General features: G+C 76.8%; 2 protein-coding genes. Both read right to left on the bottom strand.

Annotation, left to right across the window (positions count from 1 at the left end; all coding sequences use genetic code 11):
- Positions 1-41: 41 nt before the first annotated feature.
- Complete coding sequence (locus tag ACFT41_RS18385; RefSeq protein WP_377613924.1) at positions 42-11,318, bottom strand: type I polyketide synthase; 11,277 nt, start codon at positions 11,316-11,318, stop codon at positions 42-44.
- 45 nt (positions 11,319-11,363) lie between these two features.
- On the bottom strand, positions 11,364-19,821 hold an 8,458-nt coding region (locus ACFT41_RS18380), incomplete at its 5' end, for a type I polyketide synthase (protein ID WP_377613923.1).

Below are 19,821 nucleotides of genomic sequence, written 5' to 3'. Positions count from 1 at the left end.
TGGACCCACCTCACTCGGCATGCCGTGGTCGTTGCGGCTGGTCACGACGTCTCCAGCTCGCGGTCGATCAGGTCGAAGATGTTCTCGGCGGTGGCCGACTCCAGGTCGTCGTCGCCGCCCGCGTCGGACTGCCGCTCGGCCAGCCGGTCCAGCAGGCCGTGCAGCCGGTCGGTGATGCGACGGAACTCGTCGTCGGCCGGGTCGAGGCCGGCGAGGGCCGCCTCGATGCGGTCGAGGTCCCGGCCGGCCCCGGCCAGCGCGCCGGCCCCCGCCCCGGAACCGGATCCCGCCGGGCCACCCGCCGATCCGCCCCCCGAGCTGCCCGCCGGGGCGAGCTGCTCGGCGAGGTGCGCGGCGAGCGCGGCCGGCGTCGGATTGTCGAAGACGAGGGTGGCGGGCAGCCGCAGCCCGGTGGCCGCGCCGAGCCGGTTGCGCAGCTCCACTGCGGTCAGCGAGTCGAAGCCGAGTTCGCGGAAGGCGCGGGTCGGTTCGATGCCGGCCGGGTCGCCGTGTCCGAGGACGACGGCGACGTTCGACAGCACCAGGTCGCGCAGGGCGCGTACCCGCTTGTCGGCGGTGAGGCCGGCGAGCCGCGCGGCGTACGCCTGCCCGTCGGCGGCCTCGCCGACGGCGGCCCGGCGGCCGGCGGCGCGGACCAGCCCGGTCAGCAGTGGGTGGACGGGCGCACCCGGCGCGGCGACCCCGGTGCTGATCTTCGCGGGCATCAGCACGGCCCGCTCGGACCGCCAGGCGGCGTCGAACAGGGCCAGGGCCTCGTCGTTGGACAGGGCGGCCATGCCGCCCCGGTCGAGGCGGCGGATGTCGGCGGCGTCGAGGTGCCCGGTCATGCCGCTGGCCTGCGCCCACCGGCCCCAGGCAAGGGAGACCGCCGGCAGGCCGAGGGCCCGCCGGTGTTCGGCGAGGGCGTCGAGGAACGCGTTGCCGGCGGCGTAGTTGCCCTGCCCCGGGCCGCCGAAGACCCCGGCGGCGGCGGAGAACAGCACGAACGCGGTCAGCTCGTGGCCGGCCGTGGCATTGTGCAGGTTCCAGGCGGCGTCGACCTTCGGCCGCAGCACGGCGGCGAGCCGGTCGGGGGTGAGCGAGTCGACGGTGGCGTCGTCGAGCACGCCGGCCGCGTGCACGATGGCCCGCAGCGGATGCCGTCCGTCCACCAGGGACAGCACGCCGGCGACGGCGTCGGCGTCGGCCAGGTCGGCGGCGACGATCGACACGTCCGCGCCGAGCGCCTTGAGGTCGGCCAGCAGCGCGTCGGCGCCCTCGGTGTCGGGGCCGCGCCGGCTGACCAGGAGCAGCTGCCGGGCGTCGTGCGCGGTGACCAGGTGCCGGCAGAGCAGCGCGCCGAGGGTGCCGGTCGCGCCGGAGACGAGGACGGTGCCGTCGAGGCGGGGCGCCTGCGGGATGCTCAGGGCGAGCTTGCCGACGTGCCGGGCCTGGCTGAGGAAGCGGAACGCCTCCGGGGCCCGCCGCACGTCCCAGTCGCGGCGGGGCAGCGGGCGCAGCGCGCCGGTGGCGAACAGCGCCACCAGTTCGGCGAGCATCTCGCCGATCTTGTCCTGGCCGGCCTCGATGAGGTCGAACACCTGGTAGCTGACGCCGGGGTGGTCGGCGGCGACCCGCTGCGGGTCCCGCTTGTCGGTCTTGCCCATCTCGACGAACCGGCCGCCGGGGGCGAGCAGCCGCAGCGACGCGTCGACGAACTCGCCGCTGAGCGCGTTGAGCACCACGTCCACGCCGCGCCCGCCGGTGCGGTCGCGGAACGCGTCGACGAAGTCGAGGCTGCGGGAGGAGGCGACGTGCGCGTCGTCGAAGCCGGTGGCGCGCAACGCCGGCCACTTGCCGGGGCTGGCCGTGCCGTAGACCTTCGCGCCGAGGTGGCGGGCGATCTGCACGGCGGCCATGCCGACGCCGCCGGTCGCCGCGTGCACCAGCACGGACTCGCCGGCGTCGAGGCGGGCCAACTCGACCAGGCCGTACCAGGCGGTGAGGAAGACCACCGGCACGGCGGCGGCCTCCGCGTACGACCAGCCGTCGGGGATGCGGGTGACGAGGCGATGGTCGGTGACGGCGATGCTGGCGAACGAGCCGGAGAACAGGCCCATCACCCGGTCGCCGGGGGCCACGCCGGTGACACCGGGGCCGACGTCGAGCACCACGCCCGCGCCCTCGTTGCCCAACACCTCCTGGTCGGGGACCATGCCGAGGGTCAGCACCACGTCCCGGAAGTTGAGGCCGGAGGCGCGCATCGCGACGCGGACCTGCCCGGCCGGCAGCGCCTCGGTGACCTCGGGGCAGGGCAGCACGGCCAGGTTCTCCAGGGTGCCCTTCTCGGTGACGTCGAGCCGCCACGGCACGTCGTCGCCGGGCAGCGCCAGCGCGCCGGCGTCGCGGGCCCGCACCAGCCGGGGCACGAGCAGCGCGCCGTCGCGCACGGCGACCTGCGGCTCGCCGGAGGCGACGGCCGCCGGGACGGCCGCGAGGCAGCCGGCGTCGCCGTCGGCGTCCAGCAGCGTGAACCGGCCGGGGTGCTCGGCCTGCGCCGAGCGGACCAGCCCCCACAGGGCGGCGCGCGCCAGGTCGCGGGGGGCCTCGCCGGGGGCCGCCCCGACCGCACCGGCGGTGCGCAGCACCAGGCGGGACCGTTCCAGGCCAGGCTCGGCGAGCCAGCCCTGCACGAGCGCAAGGGCGTCCCGGGCCGCGTCGTGCGCGGCGTCGCCGACCCGCGCCGGGTCCGCGCCGACCCACTGCGCGACCACCACATCGGGTACGTCGCCGCAGCGCTCCACCTCGGCGGCGAGGGCGGCCAGGTCGGCGTGGGCGGTCACGGGGTGCCCGGCGGCGGCCAGCGCGGCGGCGAGGCCGGACGGGTCGTCGCCGAGCAGCGCCCAGCGGGTGCCGCCCGTGGCGTCGGCGCGGTCCGGCAGTGGTGCCGGGTCCAGCGGCGTCCCGTCCAGCGAGGTCCGGACCAGCGGCGTCCAGTTCAGGTGGAACAGGCAGTTGCGGCGCAGGGCGGCGGCCTCGTCGGCCCGGCCGGCGACGACCGGGCGGAACGTCAACGACTCGACGGTGGCGACGGGCTGCCCGGCGGTGTCGGCGAGCGTGACGGCGAGGGTGTCGGGGCCGAGAGGACGCAGCCGCACCCGCAGCCGGGTCGCCCCGTGGGCGTGCAGGCCGACGGAGCGGAACGCGAACGGCATCCAGCCGGCCCCGGCAGCACCCTCACCGTCGCCGTCGCCGAGCAGCCCGGTGAGGCCGCTGGCCTGGAGCGCCGCGTCGAACAGGGCGGGGTGCAGGCCGAACCGGGAGGCGTCGGCGGCCACCGCGTCGGGCAGGGCCACCTCGGCGTACGCCTCGTCGCCGCCGCGCCACACCCGGCGCAGGCCCCGGAAGGCCGGGCCGTAGCCGAGCCCACCGCCGGCCATGTCGGCGTACCAGGCGTCGAGGTCGGCGTCGACCTCGACGGCGTCGGCGGGCGGCCACTCCCCCGGCACGACCAGCGGGGCGGGGAGTTGGGGCAGCAGCAGGCCCTCGGCGTGCCGGGTCCACTCGCCGTCGCCGTCGCCCTCGGGGCGGGAGTGCACGGTGACGGTTCGCTCGCCGGTGTCGCTGGGCGCGCCGACGCGTACCTGCACCTGCACGGCACCGGTCGGCGGGACGACGAGCGGGCTGATCAGGGTGAGGTCGCCGACCTGGCCGGCTTCGACCTCGTCGCCGGCCCGGACGACCATGTCGACGATCCCGGTCCCGGGGACGATCACCGCCCCGCCGACGACGTGGTCGGCGAGCCACGGGTGGGTACGCACCGACAGCCGGCCGGTGAGCACGACCGTCTGGTCGTCGGCGACGGGGATCGCGGCGCTGAGCAGGGGGTGCCCGGCGTCCTGGAGGCCGGCGGAGCCGACGTCCCGGACCTGGTGCGCGGGCGGCTCCAGCCAGTACCGGCCCCGGTCGAACGCGTACGTGGGCAGCGGCACGACGTCGGTCTCCGCGAGGATTCGCGTCAGGTCGACGGGCAGGCCGATCGCGTGCGCGCTGGCCAGATTCGTCAGCAGCCGCGTCGGGTCGTCGTCACCCCGCCGCAAGCTACCCAGGATGTGCCCGGCGACGCCCGCGTCGTCGAGAATCGCCGACACCGGCATCGTCAACACCGGATGCGGACTGACCTCCACGAACGTCGTGTGGCCGGCCGCCACGGCGACGCGGATCGCCGCGTCGAACTGCACCGTCTGCCGCAGATTGTCGTACCAGTAGTCCGCAGTCATCGTGGCCGGGTCGACCCAGCCACCCGTCAACGTCGACACGAGCCGAACCCGACCGGCCTGCGGAGTCACATCGGCCAGATCCGCACGAAGTTGTTCCGCCACATCCTGCACCGACGGGGAATGCGACGCATAATCCACCGGAATCAACCGCGCCCGCACTCCGTCCGTCTGACACGCATCCACCAGATCCGCCACCGACTCCGGCGGACCCGACACCACCACCGTCGACGGGCCGTTGACGGCGGCCACACCCACACCCGGGAAGCCGGACAGGCGGGCGGTCACCGCGTCGGCGGACAGGTCCACCGACGCCATCGCCCCCGAGCCCCGCAGCACGGCCAAGGCCCGCGACCGCAACGCCACCGTCTTCGCCGCGTCGTCCAGGGACAGGATCCCCGCCACACACGCCGCACCGATCTCACCCTGCGAATGACCCACCACCGCCTGCGGGGACACCCCCACGTGCTCCCACACCGCCGCCAGGGCGATACCGACAGCCCACAGCACCGGCTGCACCACCTCCACCCGCTCCAACCACGACTCGTCCCCACCGGTCAACACCGACACCAGATCCACATCCAGGAACGGAGCCAAGGCACGCTGACACTCCGCCAACCGGACGTCGAACACCGGCGTGCAACCCACCAGACCAGCCGCCATCCCCGCCGACTGCGCACCCTGACCCGGGAACACGAACACCGGACCGGACCCATGCCCCGAAGCCACACCGCTGACCACGTTGCCCACCGGCACACCGGCAGCCAGGGCATCCAGCCCCGACAGCAGCTCCGCCACGCCCGACCCAACCACCGACGCCCGCTGGTCGAACGCCGACCGCGTCGTCGCCAGGGACCAACCGACCGCCGCCAGATCCACGTCACCGCGCTCGCGCAGGTGCCGGGCCAGGCGGGCGGCCTGCCCGACCAGCGCGGCCCGCGACCGCGCCGACACCGGCCACACCGCCACGTCAGCGGCGACAAGCCCGGGCGCGGCCACGACAGCGGCCGGCGCGGCGGGCTCGTCGGCCTGCTCGACGATGACGTGCGCGTTCGTGCCGGACATGCCGAACGAGGAGACGGCCGCCCGCCGGGGCCGGCCCGTCTCGGGCCACGGGGTGGCTGCGGTGACCAGTTCCACGGCGCCGGCCGTCCAGTCGATGTGCCCGGACGGGGCGTCCACGTGCAGGGTGGCGGGCACGGTGCCGTGCCGTATGGCCTGGACCATCTTGATGATCCCGGCGACACCGGCGGCGGCCTGGGTGTGCCCGATGTTGGACTTGATCGAGCCCAGCAGCAGCGGCGCGGCATCGCCCCGGTCCTGCCCATACGTAGCCAACAGCGCCTGCGCCTCGATCGGATCACCCAACGTCGTGCCCGTACCGTGCGCCTCCACCACATCCACGTCAGATGTGGACAACCCCGCCGACACAAGCGCCTGCCGGATCACCCGCTGCTGCGACGGACCATTCGGCGCCGTCAACCCGTTCGACGCACCATCCTGATTCACCGCAGAACCACGCACCACCGCCAGGACCGGGTGACCGTTGCGGCGGGCATCCGACAGCCGTTCGACGAGGAGCACCCCGACGCCCTCGCCCCACCCCGTGCCGTCCGCCGCCTCGGCGAACGCCTTGCACCGGCCATCGGCGGCGAGGGCCCGTTGGCGGGAGAACTCGGCGAAGGTGGCGGGGGTGGTCATCACGGTGACGCCGCCGGCCAGCGCGAGATCACACTCACCCCGCCGCAACGCCTGCACCGCCAGGTGCAGAGCGACGAGGGACGACGAACACGCCGTGTCCACCGACACCGCCGGCCCCTCCAACCCCAACGCGTACGCCACCCGACCCGACACCACACTCGCGGCATTCCCCGTGCCCGCGAACCCCTCCGCCGCATCGGCGGACATCATCAGCAGGGCCCCATAGTCCTGGCCATTCGTGCCCACGAACACCCCTGTTCGCGAACCCCGCAACCCCGCCGGATCAACCCCTGCCCGCTCCACCACCTCCCACGACGCCTCCAGCAGCAACCGCTGCTGCGGATCCATGGCGAGGGCCTCCCGGGGGGAGATGCCGAAGAAGCCGGGGTCGAAGTCGGCGGCGTCGTGGAGGAAGCCGCCCTGGTCGGCGTGGCTGGTGCCGGGGGTGGCGGGGTCGGGGTCGAAGAGCCGGTCGAGGTCCCAGCCCCGGTTGGTGGGGAAGTCGCCGATGGCGTCGACGCCGTCGGCGACGAGCTGCCAGAGCTGGTCGGGATCGGCGATGCCGCCGGGGTAGCGGCAGGCCATGCCGACGATGGCGACGGAGTCGCCGCCGTCCACGGTGGGCGCGGCGGCGGCCGGGGCCGGTTCGGTGGCGTCGCCGAGGAGGCCGGCGAGCAGGAAGCGGGCCAGCACGATCGGGCTGGGGTGGTCGAAGACGAGGGTGGTGGGCAGGGCCTGCCCGGTGGCGGCGGCGAGCCGGTTGCGCAGCTCGACGGCGGTCAGCGAGTCGAAGCCGAGGTCCCGGAACGCGGTGGTGGCTCCGATGGCGACGGGTCCGCCGTCGTGGCCGAGCACGTCGGCGGCGTGGTCGCGGATCAGGTCGGCGACGGTCTCCTCGCGGCGGGCCGGGGTGAGCCCGGCGAGGCGGCGGCGCAGGGTCGCGGCGGGACCGTCGTCGCCGTCGTCGGTGGGCGCGCCGCCGTCGAGGGCTGCCTTCGCCTCGGGTACGCCCGCCAGCAGGGGCCGCCGCCGGGCGGAGGCGTACGCGGGGGCGAACCGGGCCCAGTGGACGTCGGCGACGGTGAGGGTGACGTCGTCGTGGTCGAGGGCCTGCGGCAGCGCGCCCATGGCGGTGGCGGGGTCCATGGCGGGTACGCCCCGGCGGCGCAACTGCTGGTCGGAGTCGGCCCCGTGCATGCCGCCGTCGGCCCAGGGGCCCCAGGCGATGGCGGTGCCGGCGCGCCCGTCGGCGCGGCGCTGCTGCACGAGCGCGTCGAGGTAGGCGTTGCCGGCGGCGTAGCCGGCCTGGCCGGCGCTGCCCCAGGTGGCGGCGATGGACGAGTAGACGACGAACGCGTCGAGGTCCCGGTCGGCGAGCAGGTCGTGCAGGTGGGTCGCGCCGGCGGTCTTGCCGCCGGTCACCTCGGCCAGTTCGGCGGCGGTGACCTGGGTGAGCGGGGTGGTCTGGGCGACGCCGGCGGTGTGCACGACGGTGCGCACGGGCGGGCCGTCGGCCTCGACGCGGTGCAGCAGGTCGGCGAGGGCGGCCCGGTCGGCGATGTCGCAGGCGGCGACGGTGACCCGGGTGCCGAGGGCGGTGAGTTCGGCTTCGAGGGCGGCGGCGCCGGGGGCGGCGGGGCCGCGCCGGCTGACGAGCACGACGTGTTCGGCTCCGGCGGCGGCGAGCCAGCGGGCGGCGCGCGCGCCGAGGCCGCCGGTGCCGCCGGTGATCAGGGCGGTGCCGGTGGGCGTGTAGCGGCGTGCCGGGGTGCGGTCGCCCAGTGGGGCGCGCACGAGACGGCGGGCGAAGACGCCGGGGCCGCGTACGGCGAGCTGGTCCTCGCCGGTCGATCCGGTGAGGATCGCGGCGAGCCGGCCGGCGGCGCGGGCGTCGGACCGGGTGGGCAGGTCGACGAGGCCGCCCCAGCGGTGCGGTGCCTCGACGCTGACGACCCGGCCGAGGCCCCAGGTCGCGGCCTGGGCGGGGTCGGCGAGCCGGTCGTACGCGGCGGCGGCGACGGCGCCCCGGGTGACCAGCCACAGCGGGGCGTCGTGGCCGGCGTCGCCGAGGGCCTGGGTGAGGGCGAGCGTGGCGGCGAGGCCGGGCAGGGCTGCGTCGGCGGCCGGGGGCGCCCAGGCGAGCAGGGAGACGACCCCGGCGAGCGGGGTGTCGGCGAGGGCGGCGGCGAGGGCGGCGCGGTCGGCGTCGGGGGCGACGGTCAGCGCCAGCGGGTCGGCACCGGCGTCGGTGAGCGCGGCGCGGACGGTTGCCACGGCCGGGTCGTCGGTGGGTTCGGTGGGGAGCGCGAGGAGCCAGGTGCCGGCGAGGCTGCCGGGGGCGGGTTCGGCGGTGACCTGCCATTCGGCCCGGTAGCGCCAGCCGTCGAGGACGGTGTGTTCCTGCCGCTGCCGCCGCCAGTCGGCGAGGGCGGGCAGCAGGGCGCGCAGGGAGTCGGCGGTGGCGTCGTCGACGTCGAGGGTGTCGCGCAGGGCGTCGAGGTCGGCGCGTTCGACGGCGTCCCAGAACCGGTGGTCGAGTCCGCCGGTGCCGGGGGCGGGGGCGGCGGTGGCCTCGGCGGGCACCCAGTAGTGCTGCCGTTCGAAGGGGTAGGTGGGCAGGTCCACGAGGCGGCCGGGCCGGTCGGCGAGGACGTCGGCCCAGCGGACACCGGTGCCGGCGACGTGCAGGTAGGCGAGCGCGGCGAGCAGGGCGCGGCGTTCGGGGCGGTCGCGGCGCAGCGCGGGCACGACTGCGGCGGGGGCGACGTCGGGGGCGGTGGCGACGGTGGCGAGGGTCTCCTCGGCGGTGGCGGTGAGGACGGCGTCGGGGCCGACCTCGACGAAGGTGCCGACGCCGTGGGCGCGCAGGGTGCGTACGCCGTCGGCGAAGCGGACGGCCTCGCGGACGTGCCGCACCCAGTAGTCGGTGCTGCGGATCGCCTCCGGGTCGGCGAGGTCGCCGGTCACGTTGGACACGACCGGCAGGCTGGGCGCGCGCAGGTCGAGGCCGGCGACGACGGCGGCGAACCCGGCGAGCATCGGCTCCATGAGCGGGCTGTGGAAGGCGTGGCTGACCCGCAGCCGCCGCGTCTTCACCCCCCGTGCGGCCCACAGGCCGGCCAGCCCGTCGACGGCGGCCTCGACGCCGGAGACGACGACCGCGGCGGGACCGTTGACGGCGGCGATCCCCACGGAACCGGTCAGCCCGTCCAGGGTGGCGGCGACATCAGCCTCGGGCGCGGCGACGGCGAGCATCGCACCGCCGGCCGGAAGCGCCTGCATCAGCCGACCCCGGGCGGCGACCAGCGCGCAGGCGTCGGCGAGGCTGAACACCCCGGCGACATGCGCGGCGGTGATCTCACCGATCGAGTGGCCGGCGACGAGATCGGGACCGATCCCGAAGGAGCCGAGGAGCCGGTGCAGGGCCACCTCCACGGCGAACAACCCGGCCTGGGTGAACACCGTCTGGTCCAGCAGCGCGGCCTCCGCCGTGCCGGCATCGGCGAACAGCACCTCCCGCAGCGGCCGGGGCAGGTGCCCGTCGAGCGCCCCGCACACCTCGTCGAGGGCGGCCGCGAACACCGGAAACGCCTCGGCCAACTCGCGGCCCATGCCGGCGCGCTGGGCACCCTGCCCGGAGAAGAGGAACGCGACGGCGCCCCGTTCGGCGGCGGCCCCGGTGACGAGGCCGGGGGCGGGCCGGTCGTCGGCGAGGGCGGTCAGGGCGGTGCGCAGCCCGTCGGTGTCGTCGGCGAGGACGACGGCCCGGTGTTCCAGAGGGCTGCGGGAGGTCACCGAGGACCAGGCGACGTCGGCGGGGCGGGGGGCGGCGTCGGAGACGTACCGGGACCACTGCGCGGCCTGGCGGCGCAGCGCGGCGCGGGTGCGGCCGGTGAGCAGCACGGGCGCGGGCGGTTCGGGTCGGTCGGCGGCGGTGCTGGCGGTCGCGGGGTCGGTCGCCTCGGGCTGTTCGAGGATGAGGTGGGCGTTGGTGCCGCTCATCCCGAACGAGGAGACGGCGGCCCGGCGGGGCCGGTCCACGGCCGGCCACGGGGTGGGTTCGGTGACGAGGGTGACCGCGCCGGCGGCCCAGTCGACGTGCGGGGTGGGCGCGTCGACGTGCAGGGTGGCGGGTACGGTGCCGTGCCGCATCGCCATGACCATCTTGATGATGCCGGCGATGCCGGCGGCGGCCTGGCTGTGGCCGAGGTTGGACTTGATCGAGCCGAGCAGCAGCGGCGCGGCGTCGCCCCGGTCCTGGCCGTAGGTGGCGAGCAGGGCCTGTGCCTCGATGGGGTCGCCGAGGGTGGTGCCGGTGCCGTGCGCCTCGACGACGTCGACCAGGTCGGGGGTGAGCTTCGCCCCGGCCAGGGCCTGCCGGATGACCCGCTGCTGGGCGGGGCCGTTGGGGGCGGTGAGGCCGTTGGACGCGCCGTCGGAGTTGACGGCGGAGCTGCGGATGATCCCGAGGACGGGGTGGCCGTTGCGGCGGGCGTCGCTGAGGCGTTCGAGCAGCAGCATGCCGACGCCCTCGGACCAGCCGGTGCCGTCGGCGGCGGCGGCGAACGACTTGCACCGCCCGTCGGCGGCCAGCCCGCGCTGGCGGGAGAACTCGACGAACGGGCCGGGGGTGGCCAGCACGGTCGCGCCGCCGGCGAGGGCGAGGCCGCACTCGCGCTGGCGCAGGGCCTGGCAGGCGAGGTGCACGGCGACCGACGACGACGAGCAGGCGGTGTCGACGGTGACCGCCGGCCCCTCCAGGCCGAAGGTGTAGGCGAGCCGGCCGGAGACGACGCTGGCGGCGGAGCCGGTGAGGACGTAGCCCTCGACGCCGGGGGCGCGGTGCAGCACAGCGGCGTAGTCCTGGCCGGAGGTGCCGACGAACGCGCCGGTGCGGCTGCCGCGCAGCGACAGCGGGGCGATGCCGGCGCGTTCGAACAGCTCCCAGGTGACCTCCAGCAGCAGCCGCTGCTGCGGGTCCATGGCGAGGGCCTCGCGCGGCGAGATGCCGAACAGGGCGGCGTCGAAGCGCCCGGCGTCGTAGAGGAACCCGCCGGCGGCGGTGTACGAGGTGCCGGGGTTGTCGGGGTCGGGGTGGTGCAGCCGGTCGAGGTCCCAACCCCGGTCGGTGGGGAACTCGCCGATGGCGTCGCCGCCGGTGGAGACGAACTCCCACAGCGCCTCGGGTGAGGTGATGCCGCCGGGGTAGCGGCAGCTCATCGCGACGATGGCGACCGGCTCGGACTCCTCGGCGGTGACCTCGCGCAGCCGCTGGCGGGTCTGGTGCAGCTCGGCGATGACCCGCGTGAGGTACTCGCGCAGCCTCTCTTCGTCCGCCATGGTTGATCTCGCTCCCTCGTGTTCCACCGGTACGTGTCGCGTGACTCAGGAAAGCCCGAGGTCCCGGTCGACAAGATCGAAAAGCTCCTGGTTGCTGGCGATCCGCAGCCGGTCGGCCACCTCGGCGGCCTCGTCGGGCCGCTCCCCCGCGCCCCGGTCGGCGGCTCCGAGGCGTTCCAGCAGCCGGTGCAGCCGCATGGTGACCCGGACCCGACCGAGGTCGTCGGTGTCGCGCCGGACGAGGGCGGCCTCCAGCTCGTCGAGTTCCTCGACGGTCGGCAGCGCCTGCACCGACGCCTCGCTGACCAGTTCGCCGCGCAGGTGCTCGGCGAGGGCCTGCGGAGTGGGGTAGTCGAACACCACCGAGCTGGCCGGGTTGAGGCCGGTCTCCCGCGCGAGCCGGCCGCGCAGCTCCACGGCGGTCAGCGAGTCGAAGCCGAGGTCCCGGAACGGCCGGTCGGCCTCCAGGGCGTACGGGCTGTCGTGGCCGATGACCTCGGCGGCGGCGGCGCGGATCAGGTCGACCAGGAGCCGGTTCTGCTCGGCGGCGGTGAGGTCGGCGAGCCGCTTGCGCAGCCCGGTGCGGACCTCGTCGCCGCCGTCGGCGGCCGGGTCGGTGCCGGCGCGCAGGGCCGCCACCTCGGGCAGGTCGCCGATCAGCGGCCGGGGCCGGGCGGAGGCGAAGACCGGGGCGAAGCGGGCCCAGTCGACGTCGGCGACGGTGAGCACGGTGCCGTCGCCGCAGATCGCGGCGCGCAGGGCGGCCATCGCGGGTTCCCGGTCGAGCAGGGACACGCCGCGCCGGCTCATCGCCACGGCGTGGTCGTCGCTGACCATGCCGCCGCCGGCCCACGGTCCCCAGTTGACGGAGACGACCCGGGCCCGGCCGGCGGGCCGGGACTGCGCCCACGCGTCGAGGAAGGCGTTGCCGGCGGCGTACGCGCCGTGGTCGCCGACGCCCCACGCGGCGGCGATGGACGAGAAGTAGACGACCAGTTCCAGGTCGTCGGGGTCGAGGAACTCGTCGAGGTGGCGGGCCCCGGCGGTCTTGCCGGCGACGACGTCGGCGAGTTCGTCGGTGCCGACGACGCTGACCGGGTTGAGCCGGCCGACGCCGGCGGCGTGCACGACGGCGCGTACGGTCTCGCCGTCGCGGCGCAGGCCGGCGACGAGGGCGGCGACGGCGTCGCGGTCGGCCAGGTCACAGGCGACGGCGCGGGCCTGCGCGCCGAGGTCGGCCAGTTCGGCGAGGGTGGCGGCGACGCCGGGGGCGTCGGGGCCGCGCCGGCTGACCAGGATGAGCCGGCGCGCGCCGTGCCGGGCCAGCCAGGCGGCGGCGTACGAGCCGATCGCGCCGGTGCCGCCGGTGACGAGCACGGTGTCCGGCGGCTGCCAGGCGGGTGCGTCGGGCCGGGCGGCGCGGGCGGCGCGGGCGAGCCGGCGCAGGTGGGTGCCGAGGGGACGCACGGCGAGCTGGTCCTCGGCGTCGGTGTTGGTCAGCGCCCGCAGCAGGTGTTCCCCGGCGGCCGGGTCCAGGTCGGCGGGCAGGTCGAGCAGGCCGCCCCAGTGCGCGGGGTGTTCCAGGGCGGCGACCAGGCCGAGTCCCCAGGTGGTGGCCTGGGCGGGGTGGGCGATGGGGTCGCCGGGGCCGGTGCTGACGGCCTGCCGGGTGAGCAGCCACAGCGGCCCGGCGGGGGCGGCGTCGGTGACGGCCTGGACGAGGGCGAGGTTGCCGGTGAGCCCGGCGGGCACGGCCGGGTGGTCGGGGTGGGGCCGCCCGTCGAGGGCGAGCAGCGACACGGTACGGGTGGCCCCGCCGGCCGCCGGGGCGAGCAGCGCGGCCAACTCGGCGCGGGTGACCGTGGCGGGGTCGACGGCGAGGGTACGGACGGTGCCGCCGTGCGCGCCGAGCAGCGCGGCGACCGTGTCGACGATCCGGTCCGGGGTGTCGCTGCTCCGGTCGGCGGTGTCGGCGGCCGGCGACGTGTCCGGGCTGCCGGCAGGGACGACCAGCAGCCACTCGCCCGTGGCGGGGCCGGCGGTGAGGCGGCGCTGCGGCCAGGTGATCCGGTAGCGCCAGCCGTCGACGAGCGCGTCGGTCTGCCGCTGCCGGTGCCAGTGGGCGAGGGTGGGCAGCTGGTCGCGCAGCGGCCGGTCCGGGTCGACGCCGAAGCGGGCGGCGAGGGAGTCGCCGTCGGCGTCGGTCACGGCCTGCCAGAACGCCTCGTCGGCGGTGCCGGCGACGGGGGCGGCCGGCTCGGCGTTGCGCAGCACGTCGCCGTCGCCGACGGGCCAGAACCGCTGGTGCCGGAAGGCGTACGTGGGCGGGGTGACCGGGTCGGCGGCGGGCAGCAGCGCCGCCCAGTCGACCCGTACGCCGTGGCAGTGCAGGCGGGCCAGCGCGCCGAGCAGCGCCTCGGCCTCGCCCCGGCCGGGGCGCTGGACGCCGGTGACGAGCGTGCGGCCGGCGTCGGGCAGCGCCTCGGCGGCCAGGGCGGTGAGCACCGTGTCGGGGCCGACCTCCAGCAGCGCGGAGACGCCGAGGGAGTGCAGGTGTGCGACGGTGTCGGCGAACCGGACGGCCTCGCGTACGTGCCGGACCCAGTAGTCGGGGGTGCAGATCAGGTCGGGGTCGGCGACCCGGCCGGTCAGGTTCGACACGAGCGGGACGGTCGGCGGGGCGTAGTCGAGGCCGGCGGCGACGGCGGCGAACTCGGCGAGCATCGGCTCCATCAGCGGGCTGTGGAACGCGTGGCTGACGGTGAGCCGCTTGGTGCGTACGCCGAGGGCGGTGAAGTGGTCGGCCAGCTCGGCGAGCGCGTCGCCGTCGCCGGAGACGACCACGGCGGCCGGGCCGTTGACGGCGGCGACGGCGACCCGGCCGGTCAGCCCGCCCAGGGTGGCGGCGACGTCGGCCTCGGGCGCGGCGACGGCGAGCATCCCGCCACCCGCCGGGAGGGCCTGCATGAGCCGGCCCCGGTGGCCGACGAGCGCGCAGGCGTCGGGGAGGCTGAGCACGCCGGCGACGTGGGCGGCGGCGATCTCGCCGACGGAGTGCCCGGCGACGAGGTCGGGCACGATGCCCCAGCCGGCGAGGAGCCGGTGCAGGGCCACCTCGACGGCGAACAGGCCGGCCTGGGTGAAGACGGTCTGGTGGATCAGCTCGGCCTCGGCGCTGCCCTCGGGGGCGAACAGCACCGCCTTGAGCGGCCGGGGCAGGTGCGCGTCGAGGTGCTGGCAGACCTCGTCGAGGGCCTCGGCGAAGGCGGGGATCGCCCGGTACAGCTCCCGGCCCATGCCGGCGTGCTGGGCGCCCTGGCCGGAGAAGAGGACGGCGAGGGTGCCGCCGGGCTCGGCGACGTCCCGGGTGAGGGTCGGGTGGTGCTGCCCGGCGGCGAGGGCCCGCAGCCCCGCCACGTACGCGTCGCGGTCGGCGGCGAGCAGCACGGCCCGGTGCCGCAGGTGGGACCGGCCGGTGGCGAGCGCCCGGGCCACGGCGGCGTCGCTGGCGGGGTCGGTGGCAGCGGCGATGGCGGCGGGGTCCGTGGCAGCGGCGATGGCGGCGGGGTCGGTGGCAGCGGCCCAGTCGGCGAGGCGGGCGGCCTGGGCGCGCAGCCCGTCGGCGTCGTCGCCGGAGACCGCCCAGGGCAGCAGCGGCGGCGCGGGCGGCTGCTCGACGCCCGCCTCCGGCTTCGGCCGGGCGTCGGCGGGCGGGGCCTGTTCGAGGATGACGTGGGCGTTGGTGCCGCTGACCCCGAACGCCGACACGGCCGCCCGGCGGGGCCGGCCCACGGCGGGCCACGGGGTGGGCTCGGCGAGCAGCGCGACCGCGCCGGACGCCCAGTCGACGTGCGGGGTGGGCTCGTCGACGTGCAGGGTGGGCGGCAGCAGGTCGTGCTGGAGGGCCAGCACCATCTTGATGACGCCGGACACGCCGGCGGCGGCCTGGGTGTGGCCGATGTTGGACTTGACCGACCCGAGCAGCAGGGGCCGGTCGGCGGGCCGGTCCTGCCCGTACGTGGCGAGCAGCGCCTGCGCCTCGATCGGGTCGCCGAGGCGGGTGCCGGTGCCGTGGCCGTCGACGGCGTCCACGTCGGCGCCGGTGAGCCGCGCGTTGGCGAGGGCCTGCTGGATGACCCGCTGCTGGGCGGGGCCGTTGGGGGCGGTGAGCCCGTTGGACGCGCCGTCGGAGTTGACGGCGGAGCCGCGTACCACGGCGAGGACCCGGCGGCCGTCGCGGCGGGCGTCGGAGAGCCGCTGGAGCAGCAGCAGGCCGGCGCCCTCGCCCCAGCCGGTGCCGTCGGCGGCCCCGGCGAACGACTTGCACCGGCCGTCGACGGCGAGGCCGCGCTGCCGGGCGAACTCCAGGAACGGGCCGGGGGTGGCCATCACGGTGACGCCACCGGCGACGGCCGTGTCGCACTCGCCGGAGCGCAGCGACTGCACGGCCAGGTGCAGCGCCACCAGCGACGACGAGCAGGCGGTGTCGACGGAGACGGACGGGCCCTGGAGTCCGAAGGTGTAGGAGAGCCGCCCGGAGACGACGGCCGCCGCGTTGCCGGTGGCCTGGTAGCCCTCGGTCTCGGCGCGGGCCGCCATCAGCAGCGTGGCGTAGTCCTGGCCGTTGGTGCCGACGAAGACGCCGGTGTTGCTCTCCCGCAGGTCGGCGGGGGCGATGCCGGCGCGCTCGAACAGCTCCCACCCGGTTTCCAGCAGCAGCCGCTGCTGCGGGTCCATCACCAGCGCCTCGCGCGGCGAGATGCCGAACAGCGCGGCGTCGAACCCGGAGACGTCGGCGACGAAGCCGCCCTCGCGCACGTACGAGGTGCCGGGGGTGTCGGGGTCGGGGTCGTAGATGGCGTCGAGGTCCCAGCCCCGGTCGGCGGGGAACCCGGCGATGGCGTCGCGGCCGTCGGCGACGAGCCGCCACAGGTCCTCGGGGCTGGCGACGCCGCCGGGGTAGCGGCAGCTCATCGCGACGATGGCGATGGGCTCGTCGAGGGCGGCGACGGCCCGGGTGGGCGCGGCGGCCTGCTCGGTGAGGCCGAGGATGCGGTCGGCCAGCCAGCCGGCGAGCAGCGTCGGGGTGGGCCGGTCGAAGACGAGGGTGGCGGGCAGCCGCAGGCCGACGGCCTCGCCGAGCCGGTTGCGCATCTCCACGGCGCTGAGCGAGTCGAAGCCGATCTCCCGGAACGGCCGGTCCGCGCCGATCGCCTCGGCGGAGGCGTGCCCGAGCACGGCGGCGGCGTGCACCCGGACCAGCTCCAGCAGGGTGCGGCGGCGTTCCGGCTCGGCGAGGCCGGCGAGCCGGCCGCGCAGCGGGGACGCCTCGGCCGGCTCGTCGTCGTCGTCGCGGCTGCGGGCGGCGAGGATCCGGGCCACCTCGGGGATGTCCTCGATCAGCGGCCGGGGGCGGGTCATCGCGAAGGTCTGGTGGAACCGGTCCCAGGCGATGTCGGCGACGGTGAGGGTGGTCTCGTCGTGGGCGAGGGCCCGGGCGAGCACGGCCACGGCCAGGTCGGGGCGCATCGGCCGAACCCCGGAGCGGAACATCTGGTCGGCGGCCCCGTCGGTTTCCAGCATGCCGCCGCCGTCCCACGCGCCCCAGGCGACGGCGGTGGCGGCGAGGCCCCGGCGGCGGCGGTCCTCGGCGAGGGCGTCGAGGAACGCGTTGCCGGCGGCGTAGCCGCCCTGGAGGCCGCCGCCCCACACGCCCGCGCCGGAGGAGAAGAGCACGAACGCGGACACGTCGCCGCCGAAGACCTCGTCGAGGTTGACCGCGCCGGCGACCTTGGCGTGCAGTCCATCGGCCAGTTCGGCGACGTCGGTGTCGGCGAGCGGGCCGGCGTGGGCGACCCCGGCGGCGTGGAACACGGCGGCGACGGTGACGCCGTCGGTGGCGAGCCGGTCGACGAGGGCGCGCAGCGCGTCGGCGTCGGCGACGTCGCAGGCGGCCATGGTGACGGTCGCGCCGAGGCCGGTCAGCTCGGCCTCCAGCTCGGCCGCGCCGGCCGTCGCCGGGCCCTGCCGGCTGGTCAGCACCACGTGCGCCGCGCCCTCGCGGGCCAGCCAGCGGGCCACGTGCGCGCCGAGCGAGCCGAGGCCGCCGGTGACCAGGGCGGTGCCGGCGGGCCGCCAGCCGGGGCGCTGCGGGGCGGACGATTCCACCGGCGGTCCGCTCCGACCGCCGCGATGCTCCGAGGCGGGTTCGGCGGCGGCGCGGACGAGCCGGCGGGCGAACAGGCCGGAGGTGCGTACGGCGACCTGGTCCTCGTGGCCGACGCCGGCGAGGACGGCGGCGAGCCGGCCGCGCGCGCGCCGGTCCAGCCTCGCGGGCAGGTCGACGAGGCCGCCCCACCGGTCGGCGTGTTCCAGGGCGACGACCCGGCCGAGGCCCCAGACGAGGGCCTGCCGGGGGTGGTCGAGGGGGTCGGCGCGGCCGGTGGAGACCGCGCCGCCGGTGGCGCACCACAGCGGGGCGGTGATCCCGGCGTCGCCGAGGGCCTGCACGAGGGCAAGGGTGCCGGCGAGGCCGGCGGGGACGACGGGCCGCTGCGGGTGGGGGGCCTCGTCGAGGGCGAGCAAGGACAGCACGCCGGTGACGGCGGTGGCGTCGACGTCGGCGAGCCGCGCGGCCAGCGCCGCCCGGTCGGCGTCGGCGACGGTCACCGGGGTCACGTCCGCACCGGCCTCGCCGAGGGTTTGCACGACCTGCCCGACGATCGGCTGGCCGGCGTGTTCGGCGGGGGCGACGAGCAGCCAGGTCCCGCCGAGGGTGGTGCTGGCGGCGGCGGTGAGCGGCGTCCACTGCACCCGGTAGCGCCAGGCGTCCACCGTGGACTCGTCGCGGCGTCGCTGCCGCCACGAGGACAGCAGCGGCAGGGCCTCGCCGAGGGTACGGGCGTCAGCGGTGTCGATGCGCATGGCGGCGGCGAGGGCGTCGGCGTCGGCGCGTTCGACGGCGTCCCAGAACTGCCGGTCGGCGGGGTCCTCGGCGGCGGCGGCCGGGCCGGTGCGCACCGGGGCCTCCGGCCAGTAGCGCTGCCGGTGGAAGGCGTACGTGGGCAGCGGCACGGCCGGGCCGGTGCGGACGCCGCAGACGGCGTTCCAGTCGGCCTCGACGCCGCGTACGTGCAGCTCGGCCAGGGCGGTGAGGATCCGCGCCCAGCCGCCGGCACCCCGGCGCAGGGTGTTGACCACGGCCGCCTCGTGCTCGACGGCGTCGATGGTCTCCTGCATGCCGAAGCTGAGCACCGGGTGCGGGCCGACCTCCAGGAAGACCTGGTGGCCGTCGGCGAGCAGGTTACGCACGGCCTGCTCGAAGTTCACGGTCTCGCGCAGGTTGCGGTACCAGTAGCCGGCGTCGAGGGTGGTGGTGTCGGTCCGCTCGCCGGTGAGCGCGGAATAGAACGGCAGCTCGGCGGGGCGGGCGACGATCCCGTCGAGGCTGGCCAGGAGCCGACCGGCGACCGCCTCGACCTGCGGGGAGTGGGAGGCGTACTCGACGTCGATGGGGCGGGTGCGCACGCCGTCGGCGGCGCAGGCGGCGACGAGGTCGGCGAGGTCGTCGACGTCGCCGGCCACCACCACCGACCCGGGGCCGTTGACGACGGCGACGGAGAGCCGGCCGGCCCACCGCTTGAGCAGGTCGCGGGCCCGGTCGGCCGGCAGGGCCACGGAGACCATGCCGCCGCGGCCGGCGATGTCGACGAGCACCTGGCTGCGCAGGGCGACGATCTTGGCGGCGTCCTCCAGGGAGAGGGCTCCGGCGACACAGGCCGCGGCGATCTCGCCCTGGGAGTGCCCGACGACCCCGCCGGGGCGTACGCCGAGCGAGCGCCACAGCCGGGCCAGGGAGACCATCACGGCCCACAGGGCGGGCTGCACCACGTCGGAGGAGACCAGCGGCGGGGCGCCCTCGGCGCCGCGCAGCACGCCGGTGAGGGACCAGTCCACCCAGGGGGCGAGGACGGTCTCGCACTCGGCGATGGACGCGGCGAACACCGGGGAGCTGTCGAGCAGGTCGACGGCCATCCCGGGCCACTGGGAGCCGTGGCCGGAGAAGACGAAGACGGGGGCGGTGTTGCGCAGCGCCGTGCCGGTGACGACGCCCGCGCCGGTCTCGCCGTCGACCAGGGCGGTGAGGCCCTGGGCCAGCTCGGCCTGGTCCTGGCCGAGCACGACGGCCCGGTGGCCGAACGCCGCCCGGGTGGTGGCGAGGGCGTAGCCGACCTCGGCGGGTTCGACCTCGGGGTGGGCGGCGAGGTGCGCGCGCAGCCGGACGGCCTGTTCCCGCAGCGCGGCCCGGTCGGTCGCGGAGAGCACCAACGGCACGAGGCCCGCGTCGGCGGCGGCGCCGGGCCGGGACTCGGCGGCCACGGCCGGCTCGGGGGCCTGTTCGAGGACGACGTGGGCGTTGGTGCCGCTGATGCCGAAGGAGGAGACGGCGGCGCGGCGGGGCCGGTCGACGGCCGGCCAGGGTGCGGAGTCGGTGGTGAGGGCG

It is taken from the genome of Micromonospora sp. NPDC057141, from assembly GCF_042670805.1.
In the GTDB taxonomy this organism is placed as follows: domain Bacteria; phylum Actinomycetota; class Actinomycetes; order Mycobacteriales; family Micromonosporaceae; genus Micromonospora.
Note: the sequence above shows the minus strand (reverse complement) of the source record. Positions and strands in the feature narration are given on the sequence as shown.

Excerpts from the sequence above, each read along its gene's own strand:
- ACFT41_RS18385 (WP_377613924.1), bottom strand. The coding sequence starts at position 11,318 with ATGGCGGACGAAGAGAGGCTGCGCGAGTACCTCACGCGGGTCATCGCC.